The organism is Candidatus Protofrankia californiensis (assembly GCF_900634765.1).
GTDB lineage: Bacteria > Actinomycetota > Actinomycetes > Frankiales > Frankiaceae > Protofrankia > Protofrankia californiensis.
Genome location: NZ_CAAAFT010000094.1, coordinates 5,375 through 15,129 on the forward strand (window position 1 = coordinate 5,375; position 9,755 = coordinate 15,129).

The 9,755-nt window shown below is 67.9% G+C and carries 10 protein-coding genes; 3 read left to right on the forward strand and 7 right to left on the reverse strand.

Annotated elements, in window-relative coordinates:
• From DD1DGNOD_RS05565 to sodN, 3 genes are all read right to left on the reverse strand, one after another.
• On the reverse strand, positions 1-529 hold a 529-nt coding region (locus DD1DGNOD_RS05565), incomplete at its 3' end, for a sigma-70 family RNA polymerase sigma factor (protein WP_131769600.1).
• A 32-nt stretch (positions 530-561) separates the two neighbouring features.
• Complete coding sequence (locus tag DD1DGNOD_RS05570) at positions 562-1,104, reverse strand: anti-sigma factor (RefSeq protein ID WP_131765550.1); 543 nt, start codon at positions 1,102-1,104, stop codon at positions 562-564.
• 437 nt (positions 1,105-1,541) lie between these two features.
• The gene (gene sodN, locus DD1DGNOD_RS05575) at positions 1,542-1,937 is read right to left on the reverse strand and encodes a superoxide dismutase, Ni (protein WP_131765551.1); all 396 of its coding nucleotides are present in this window, start codon (positions 1,935-1,937) and stop codon (positions 1,542-1,544) included.
• 149 nt (positions 1,938-2,086) lie between these two features.
• Here sodN and DD1DGNOD_RS05580 point away from each other — a divergent pair, with 149 nt between their 5' ends.
• Complete coding sequence (locus tag DD1DGNOD_RS05580; RefSeq protein ID WP_131765552.1) at positions 2,087-2,410, forward strand: S24/S26 family peptidase; 324 nt, start codon at positions 2,087-2,089, stop codon at positions 2,408-2,410.
• Here the strand turns inward: DD1DGNOD_RS05580 and rfbC are convergent.
• Positions 2,371-3,021 carry a dTDP-4-dehydrorhamnose 3,5-epimerase gene (gene rfbC, locus DD1DGNOD_RS05585; protein ID WP_430827756.1) on the reverse strand — a complete coding sequence of 217 codons (651 nt, stop codon included), beginning with the start codon at positions 3,019-3,021 and terminating at the stop codon, positions 2,371-2,373. The two genes, DD1DGNOD_RS05580 and rfbC, sit on opposite strands and share 40 nt — an antisense overlap.
• A 278-nt stretch (positions 3,022-3,299) precedes the next feature.
• On the opposite strand from rfbC, the gene DD1DGNOD_RS05590 reads away from it, so the two are divergent.
• Positions 3,300-4,565, forward strand: coding sequence for an NAD(P)-dependent malic enzyme (locus tag DD1DGNOD_RS05590; protein WP_131765554.1), 1,266 nt, complete (start codon positions 3,300-3,302; stop codon positions 4,563-4,565).
• Positions 4,566-4,653: 88 nt separating this feature from the next.
• Here DD1DGNOD_RS05590 and DD1DGNOD_RS26560 read toward each other — a convergent pair whose 3' ends face one another.
• Positions 4,654-4,815: a hypothetical protein gene (locus DD1DGNOD_RS26560; RefSeq protein WP_165034773.1), complete on the reverse strand. Its 162-nt coding sequence runs from the start codon at positions 4,813-4,815 to the stop codon at positions 4,654-4,656.
• A 267-nt stretch (positions 4,816-5,082) separates the two neighbouring features.
• Between DD1DGNOD_RS26560 and DD1DGNOD_RS05595 the strand changes: the two genes are divergently transcribed.
• A complete protein-coding gene (locus DD1DGNOD_RS05595; protein WP_131769596.1) occupies positions 5,083-6,057 on the forward strand; it encodes a zinc-binding dehydrogenase in 975 nt (324 codons plus the stop codon).
• 53 nt (positions 6,058-6,110) lie between these two features.
• Here DD1DGNOD_RS05595 and DD1DGNOD_RS26565 read toward each other — a convergent pair whose 3' ends face one another.
• Positions 6,111-6,287: a DUF6104 family protein gene (locus DD1DGNOD_RS26565; protein ID WP_165034774.1), complete on the reverse strand. Its 177-nt coding sequence runs from the start codon at positions 6,285-6,287 to the stop codon at positions 6,111-6,113.
• A 32-nt stretch (positions 6,288-6,319) separates the two neighbouring features.
• Positions 6,320-9,755: multifunctional oxoglutarate decarboxylase/oxoglutarate dehydrogenase thiamine pyrophosphate-binding subunit/dihydrolipoyllysine-residue succinyltransferase subunit (locus DD1DGNOD_RS05600; RefSeq protein ID WP_241255483.1), on the reverse strand; the 3,436-nt coding region annotated here is incomplete at its 5' end.

The window sequence follows — 9,755 nt, forward strand, 5'->3', positions numbered from 1 at the left end:
GGACCCGGATCGCCCAGCCCTTGTCCCGGAAGTGCCGCTTGATCTCTCCGACGATCGTCGGCGTCGCGTAGGTGGAGAACTCCACCCCGCGCTCGGGATCGAAGCGGTCCACCGACTTGATCAGCCCGATCGTCGCCACCTGGGTCAGGTCGTCCAGCGGCTCGCCGCGGTTGCGGAAACGACGCGCGAGGTACTCGACGAGCGGCAGGTGCATCCGCACGAGCTGGTTCCGGATCTCAGCCCGATCCGCGCTTCCCTCGGGGAGAGCGACCAGCTGGGCGAACAGTTCCCGGGCGCGTACCCGATCGTTGGTCTCGCCAGGATGGTCATGACCAGGATGGTTGGGGTCGTGGCCCGGGTGGGTCTGGGCCGCGACCGTCGGCGCGCGCTCGGGCGGGTGCGGCGTCAGGGCACTGTCCGTCACTGACGTGCCGGGCGGTGTCTCGTCCGTGGCCTCCTTGTCCGCGGTGAGGAAAAGATCAGGGGTGTCCTCGAGAAGGGCCTTCGAGTGTTGCGTGGTCGTGGCCACGGCGTCCTGAAGCGGTCGGGTAGGCCCTGCGGTCACGGCGTGCCCACCGGTCCGGTAGCCGGCGCGCCGGCGCTCTCGGTCCATGGTGTCTTGGGTGCTGCGGTTTGGGGACTGTGGATGTATTCCTCGGGTACACCGCGCCGCTTGCGCAGCCCGATGGTGACCCGCGAGTCCGCGTCCACGGAGCTGGACACCTCGTCGGCCAGGGCGGTCAGTACCGTCCAGGCGAACGTCTCGATGGACGGAGACTCGCCGTCCAGGCTGAGCACCGTGACCGAGACGTCGATGACACCGGGGGAGAGTTCGAAGGTGCATTCCAGGTCCGAACCGGGAACAGCCGACAGCAGCAGCAGCGCGCATGCCTCGTCGACGGCGATCCGCAGGTCTTCGATGTCGTCGAGGGTGAAGTCCGCGCGGGCCGCCAGTGAGGCCGTGGCGGTCCGCAGGACCGACAGGTAGGCACTCGCCGCGGGCAGTGTGAGCTGGACGACGTCTCGCAGCCGCCCACCGGGAACCCCGGTTTTGGGGACACCGCCCTGACCGCCGGCAGTTTCGGTCTTCGGCGTTGTGTCCACGACGCTACCCCCTTGTATGACTTGTGCGCTTGCGTCCCGTTTGGCCTCTCAGCCTCCACCTGAGCAGCAGCAGCCGCGTTAGTCGAGGCTCGAGTATCCGTGCTCAGCTCATGCCACCTGAGGACCACCGTACCCAGCGCCGAGGTGCCACCGCAGGTCGGGTGATCAATTCTGAAGGTTGTGAAGGTGATTCCGACTACGTCTCGTCGTCCCGCGGATGATCCCACCCGCCGGCTCCGGCCGGGATCGTGATCCACGACGGGATCATCGTGTTCCACGGCCGGTCCGGCGGATCTTCGTCATCGCAACCGACCGGACCGGCCTCACTGTGCAGGCCGGAGTCCCGGGGCTACCAGCTGGCCAAAGGCAGCGCGATCATGATTTTTTCGCGCTGCCGGGGCCCGGGTCCCCGGATATCTCCGGATATTGTAAGGGGGCTACGCGGCCTTGGTCTCCCAGAAGATCGTGGAGATCCGGTCGATGAGGTCGAGCAGCTTCTGCCCGTCGGCCGGGTCGACCGAGCCCTTGGCCCCGGCTGCGCCGGCCGCCTTGGTGGCCTGCCAGAACAGGTCGTGGAGTTCGGGGTACTTCTCCAGGTGGTTGGGCTTGAAATAGTCGGTCCACAGCACCCACAGGTGGTGCTTGACCAGGTCTGCCCGCTCCTCCTTGATAGCCAGGGCACGGGTGCGGAAGGCCGGGTCGTCGTTCCCCTGGAACTTCTCCTGGATCGCCTTCACGGATTGCGCTTCGATCTTCGCCTGGGCCGGGTCGTAGACTCCGCAGGGCAGGTCGCAGTGGGCGCTGACCGTTGTCTTCGGACGTAGGAGGCTCATACCGCCATCCTTTCTCGTCTCGTTGGACGTCTGAGGCAACTCTGGTGGGTGCACATGCTTGTCGGTCGCAAGTCGGGGTACAGCGGGCATGCCCTCAGTGGCCCCGGACGGTGTCGAGGCATGGCTCCACCTTGTGGCAACTTACCCGTGTGAGCCGACATGTTGCCGTGCGGATGGTCTCTGTCAGCGGCCGGTCCATGACGCCGACACTGCGGGACGGGGACGCCTGCGTGGTGCTATGGGGCGTGTTGCCGCGGGTGGGCGACGTGGTTGTCGCACGGCTGCCCGGTCGTGGACTCGGGGTGAAGCGGGCGGCCTTCGTCGAACCGGACGGGTCGTGGTGGCTGCGATCCGACAACGTGACAGCCGGCACCGACAGCGCGACGTTCGGCTCGGTCCCGTCCGAGGACATGCTGGGGCGGGTGGTCGCGCGTTACTGGCCGCGGCCCGCCTGGATCCGCAGGGCCTCATAGTAGGCCGTGCACGCACTGTAGGACGGCAGCAAGCTGGCGGCCTCCGCCTCCTTCAGCGACGGAGCCTGCGCGTCCTTCTCGGACAGCAGCGGAGTCAGGTCCCGTGGCCAGGGCAGTGCCAGATCGGGGTCGAGCGGGTCGACGCCGTGCTCGCGCGAGGGGTTGTAGGGCGTCGAACAGATGTATGAGATCGCCGCATTGTCGGTGAGCGCCATGAAGGAGTGACCGAGTCCCTCGGCGAGGTAGAGGCCCCTGCGGTTCACGTCGTCGAGCAGCACCGCCTGGTGCGTCCCGTAGGTTGGTGAACCGAGGCGGATGTCGACCACACAGTCGAGAACCTGACCATGGACGCAGGTGACGTACTTGGCCTGACTGGGTGGTACGGCGGCGTAGTGGACACCGCGTAGCGTCCCGCGCCGGCTCACACTGTGGTTCGCCTGGGCGAGGTTGAGCGGGTGACCGATCACCTTGGTCACGGTCTCGGATCGGAACCACTCCAGGAAGGTGCCCCGATCGTCGGTGTGCTGGCGGGGGGTGAACACCCATGCGCCGGCTATCGCAAGTTCATGAACCTCCACGAACGCGCACCGTACCCGGTAACGATGCCTCATGGGTGGTTGATGTGTCCGTGGCTGTCAGCAGACACCCTGGTCGCCGCTGATCCATTGGCGTTCCGGTGCCGATCCATTGGCGTTTCGGCACGCCGAGTGGACTTCGGCGCCTACCTTGGACGCCCGGTGGCGTGCGCATGCTTCAGTCAGAGTCGAGAGGCGTCCGCGGAGGAGGTAGAAGGGCCCGCGTGCCATATTGGACGGCATCCCCGGGCGACCCCCGGCCTTGCCGTCCACGCCTCCCACCCGTCGAGGCATCTCGTCCGAGGGAGTATGTGATGACCGCTACAACCGACCGTTCTGTCAACCAGACCGTTCCCGATGCGCCGGCGCAGGTGCCGTCCGTGCCCCGACCCGCCTTCGAGCCGGGCGGGTCGGAGCCGGCAGCCCGCGACACCGACCCCGTGTTCACCCTGCACAAGGGTGGCAAGATCGGAATCGCCCCGACAGTCCCGCTCAACGACCGTGACGACCTGTCGCGTGCCTACACTCCTGGTGTCGCGCGGGTCTGCACGGCCATCGCGGATGAGCCCGGCCTGGCCGACGACTTCACCTGGCGGTCGAACGTCGTCGCGGTGGTGACCGACGGCACCGCGGTGCTGGGGCTCGGCGACATCGGCCCGGCCGCGGCCCTGCCGGTCATGGAGGGCAAGGCGGCGCTGTTCAAGCAGTTCGCCGGAGTCGACGCGGTCCCGATCTGCCTGGACTGCACCGACACCGAGGAGATTGTGGAGACGGTTGCCCGGCTGGCACCCAGTTTCGGCGGCATCAACCTGGAGGACATCTCCGCACCACGCTGCTTCGCCATCGAACGACTGTTGCAGGACCGTCTTGACATCCCCGTCTTCCATGACGACCAGCACGGGACGGCGATCGTGGCGCTCGCCGCGCTGGAGAACGCGGCGCGTCTGACCGGCCGGCGTCTCGGTGACCTGCGCGCCGTCGTCTCCGGCGCGGGTGCCGCGGGCGTGGCGGTGACCCGTATCCTGCTTGCTGCCGGCATCGGCGATATTGCTGTCGGTGACAGTCGTGGAATACTGCACCCGGGACGTCCCGGTCTCACTGCGATCAAGGCGACGGTTGCGGCCGAGACCAACCGGGCCGGTCTCACCGGTTCGATCAACAGCGCTCTGGCCGGGGCGGACGTCTTCCTCGGCCTGTCCTCGGGGAAGGTGCCCGAGGAGGCCGTGGCGTCGATGGCGTCGGACGCGATCGTGTTCGCGATGGCGAATCCCGACCCCGAGGTCGATCCGGAGATTGCGCACCGTTACGCCCGGATCGTCGCCACCGGGCGTAGCGACTACCCGAATCAGATCAACAACGTGTTGGCCTTCCCGGGCGTGTTCCGCGGGGCACTGGACGTGCGCGCGAGCCGGGTAACCGAGTCGATGAAGTTGGCCGCGGCCGATGCGCTCGCCGCCGTGATCGTGGACGAGTTGACCGAGCAGCACATCATCCCGAGCGTTTTCGACGATCGGGTGGCGCCGGCGGTCGCAGCCGCGGTGGCTCGCCAGGCTCATGCCGACGGGGTGGCCCGCCGGTAGACGTGCCGGGGAGGTGTTCGCGCGGCGGACCCGGAGGCCGAGAATCCGCCCGACAGGTCCGCCGCCATCCCTGTTGCCGTCGTCCCGGTCAGACCCGACCGCAGCCGGGGCAGCGCCGGTTCTCGGACACCTCCACCAGGGGCCGTAGCGTCCCGCATCCCTTGTAGCTGCAGGAGACGAAGTCCGTCACGGAGACGACGATCGTGTCGCCGTCGGCATGGACGGCCGGCACGGACTCGGCCGCCGGCACGAGGATTTGCTGTCTCCGGCGGAACCACCGGGATGTACCCGAGCTGGGCGCCGGTACCCGCCTGTGTGTCGCCACGTCGAAGAGTGGAGCACAGCTCGGCCCGCCGCGCGATGGAGGCTGTGCAGTACACACGGTTTTTCATGTGTGTGTAGTTATTTAGTAGTTCATTTGTTGTTGCTCTGATGGATGTAGATGAGAAAGTATGGCTGTTCCTTCCGGTCGGTGCGATCACGGGCGTCATGCCGGCCGCGGCTTTACTGTTGGTTGGTGCTCGCAGTTGCTGTCGTGTCCCAGAATGCCGACGACCCATTGTCCGGCCTGTACGTCGGTGAGCGGCCCGCCCCCGACGTCCCCGACGGATGGACGACCGTGTCCGTCCGGGCCGCGACGCTCAACCATCATGATCTGTTCAGTCTGCGCGGGGTCGGGCTGCCCGCGGACAGGCTGCCGATGATTCTCGGCTGTGACGCGGCCGGGGTGAGCGCGGACGGCGAGGAGGTGATCGTCCATGCCGTCATCGGTGACCCGGCCGCCGGCAACGGGGACGAGACCCTTGACCCGCGGCGATCGTTGCTGTCGGAGCGGTACCCCGGGACGCTTGCCGAGACGGTGGCGGTACCGCGGCGCAACCTGGTGCCCAAGCCGGCGTCGCTGTCGTTCGAGGAGGCCGCGTGCCTGCCGACCGCATGGCTGACGGCCTACCGTATGGTTGTCCACCGCGCCGGCCTGCCGGCCGCCGGTGGTGGGACGCTGCTGGTGCAGGGCGCCGGCGGCGGGGTGTCCACGGCCGCGATCATCCTGGGGAAGGCTGCCGGCCACACTGTTCTCGTCACGTCCAGGGACGCCACCAAGCGGGAGCGGGCGATCAAGCTCGGTGCGGACGAGGCGTTCGAGCCCGGGGTGCGGCTGCCGGTCAAGGTCGACGCAGTGATCGAAACCGTGGGGGCGGCGACCTGGGAACACTCCATGCGGGCGCTGCGGCCGGGTGGCCGGATCGTTTGCTCGGGCGCGACCAGCGGCGCCAACCCGCCGGCCGACCTCAACCGGCTCTTCTTCCTGCAGCTGTCCGTCATCGGCTCGACCATGGGCACCCGGGACGAGCTGGCTGAGCTCGCGGCCTTCGCCGACCGGGTCGGGGTCCGTCCGATCGTGGACGACGTCCGTCCCCTCGCCGACGCCCGCGCGTCGTTCGCGAAACTTGCCCATGGCGAGGTCTTCGGCAAGCTCGTCCTCACGGTCTGAACAACCTGTTCAGTCTGTTCAGCCTGTAATTACAGGCTGAACAGACTGAGCTCTCAGTCGTCCGGGTCGTCGAGGCGGGCCAGGTAGGTCGCCAGTTCCTCGACTGCATCCTCGTACTGAGGATGCAGGTCGACGAACGTGCGCAGCTGGTCGGCGAGCCAGTCGAGCGTCACGGACTCCTCACCGCGACGCTGCGAGAGCTCCTCGATACCTCTGTCGGTGAAATACACCGCTTGCTCCGCCTTGTGCCGTGACGAGAAGATCACCCGGTGAACGCGGCCTCGATCAGAGCCGCCTGCTCCTTCTCGTGTACCGAGGAGGAACCGCCGGCGGGCGCGGCCGACGCCTTTCGGGACACCCGGCGCAGCCGCAGACCGGCGGGCAGAGCCTCCGGCAGCTGGATGGCCATGTGCGGGTAGGCGCCCTGGTTGGCGGGCTCTTCCTGCACCCATGCCACGTCGGTGAGGTTCGGGTAGCTCTCGAGTACCTTGCGCAGCTCCTCAACAGGGGTCGGGTAGAGCTGCTCGACCCGGACGAGCGCGGTGTCGGTGATCTGGTTCTTGGTCTGCGCGGCCAGCAGGTCGTAGTAGACCTTCCCGCTGGACAGCAGTATCTTGCGGATGCCTGCGTGGTCACCGACACGGGCGTCGTCGATTACTGGGAGCCATGAGCCAGACGTCAGATCCTCGACCGTCGACGTCGCCGCCTTCAGCCGCAGCATCGACTTGGGGGTGAAGACGACCAGTGGGCGGCGTACGGGCGAGAGTGCCTGCCGGCGCAACAGGTGGAAATAGCTTGCCGGGCTGGACGGGGCCGACACCAGCATGTTGTTCTCGGCGCACAGCGTCAGGAACCGCTCGATCCGCGCCGAGGAGTGATCCGGACCCTGACCCTCGTAGCCGTGCGGAAGCAGCAGGCCGACCGCGCTGCGCTGCCCCCACTTGGCCTCGCCCGCGGCGATGAACTCATCAATGATCGACTGAGCGCCGTTGGCGAAGTCGCCGAACTGGGCCTCCCACAGCACGAGCGCTTCCGGACGGGCCACCGAATAGCCGTACTCGAAGCCCATTGCGGCGAACTCGGACAGTAGCGAGTCGTGGACGTAGAAGGTGCCGGCGCCCGGCTCGGTCTCCAGCGACTTCACCGGCGAGTACTCCTCGCCGGTGTACCGGTCGACCAGGACGGCGTGCCGCTGGCCGAAGGTACCGCGCCGGCTGTCCTGCCCGGCGAGGCGGATGGGCCGCCCGTCCAGCAGGATCGATCCGAAGGCGATGGTTTCGGCGCATGCCCAGTCGATCATCCCGGTGGCCACCATCTGGGCCCGGCGTTCGAGCTGTGGGCGCAGCCTCGGGTGGATTGTGAATCCTGCCGGCAAGGTGGTCTGGGTATCGATGACCTTTTTGACGACGTCCAGTGACACGGCGGTGGACACGGCGGCCGCGGCGGCGGCTTCCGCCGGAGTCGTCACCAGCCGGGGCTGCGCGGGCGGCCGGTCGGTGGTGTCGCGGGTTTCCGCGAACGCCTTTTCCAGCTGCGCCGAGTAGTTCTTCATGGCCTGCTCGGCCTCGGCCGGGGTGATGTCGCCGCGACCGATCAACGCTTCGGTGTAGAGCTTGCGCACCGACCGCTTCGCGGCGATGGTGTCGTACATCAGCGGCTGGGTGAACGACGGTTCGTCCATCTCGTTGTGGCCACGCCGCCGGTAGCACACCATGTCGATCACGACGTCCTTGTGGAACGCCTGCCGGAACTCGAAGGCCAGCCGCGCGACGCGCACACACGCCTCGGGATCGTCCCCGTTGACGTGGAAGATCGGCGCCTGCACCATCCGGGCGACGTCGGTCGCGTACACCGACGACCGGCTGGCGATCGGCGACGTGGTGAACCCGACCTGGTTGTTGATGACGACGTGCACGGTGCCGCCGGTGCGGTAGCCGCGCAGCTGGGAGAGGTTCAGCGTCTCGGCAACCACGCCCTGGCCGGCGAAGGCGGCATCCCCGTGGATGAGCACGGGCAGGACGGTGAACCCCTCCGGGCCCTTGTTGAGCAGGTCCTGCTTGGCGCGGGCGACACCTTCCAGCACCGGGTCGACCGCCTCCAGGTGGGAGGGGTTGGACACCAGGGAGACGGCCACCTCGCGGTCGTCGGGGGCGGTGTAGACACCCTCGGCGCCGAGGTGGTACTTGACGTCACCGGAGCCGTGCGCGGTCTGCGGGTCTACGTAGCCCTCGAACTCGGCGAAGATCTGCCGGTAGGACTTGCCGATGATGTTCGCCAGGACGTTGAGCCGGCCGCGGTGGGCCATCCCGAAGGCAACCTCGTCCATGCCCGCCTCGGCGGCCCGTTGCAGGACCTCGTCCAGCAGCGGGATTGCCGACTCCGCACCCTCGAGGGAGAAGCGCCGCTGCCCGACGTACTTGGTCTGCAGGAAGGACTCGAACGCCTCGGCCGCGCCAAGGCGTTCGAGGACGTGCAGCTGCTCGGCGGGGTCGGGCCGCTCGGCGGCCCGTTCGACCCGCTGCTGGATCCAGACCCGCTCGTCCGGCTCCTGGATGTGCATGTACTCGATGCCGACCCGGCGGCAGTAGGAGTCCCGCAGGACACCCAGGATGTCGCGCAGCGTCATCGTCCGCTGGCCGGCGAAGCCGTCGACGGGGAACTCGCGGTCGAGGTCCCACAGGGTCAGGCCGTGGCTGATGATGTCGAGGTCGGGGTGGCTGCGGATGGCGAACTCGAGGGGGTTGGTGTCGGCCATCAGGTGGCCGCGGACCCGGTAGGCGTGGATCAGTTCCAGCACCCGGGTGCCGTGATCGAGATCGCCCTCGTGGGACGAGGTGATGTCGGCAACCCACTGCACCGGCTCGTACGGGACGCGCAGTGAGCGGAAGATCTCCTCGTAGAAGTCGTCCGCGCCGAGCAGCAGCTGGTGTATGCGGCGCAGGTACTCGCCGGACTGCGCGCCCTGGATGATCCGATGGTCGTACGTGCTGGTCAGAGTAATGATCTTTGAGACGGCCAGCTTCGACAGGGTCTCGGGGGAGGCGCCCTGGAACTCGGCCGGGTACTCCATCGCGCCGACCCCGATGATCGTCCCCTGGCCCTGCATCAGGCGTGGCACCGAGTGCACGGTGCCGATACCGCCGGGGTTGGTCAGCGTGATCGTCACGCCGGCGAAGTCATCGGCGGTGATCTTGTTTGTCCGGGCGCGCCGGACGAGATCCTCGTAGGTGAGCCAGAACTGGCTGAAGTCCATCGTCTCGGCCTGCTTGACCGCGACGACCACCAGCTGGCGCGAGGAGCCCTTGACCAGGTCGATGGCGATGCCCAGGTTGACGTGTTCCGGCGTGACCAGGGCCGGCTTGCCGTCGACCTCCGCGTAGGAGAAGTTCATGGCCGGTGCGGCCTGCAGCGCCCTGACCATCGCGTAGCCGATCAGGTGTGTGAACGACACCTTGCCGCCACGGGAACGGGCCAGATGCCGGTTGATGACGATCCGGTTGTCCGCGAGCAGCTTGGCGGGCACCGCACGGACCGAGGTCGCCGTGGGGACGTGCAACGACGTCTCCATGTTCGCGACAACGCGGGCGGCGGCGCCACGCAGTGGTGAGCTCGGGACGCCGCTGGCCGGAGCGGGAGCGACATGGTCGGGAGCCGGCGGGGGTGGGGCCACGGAGATGTTGGCCGCAGAGGACGCCGGC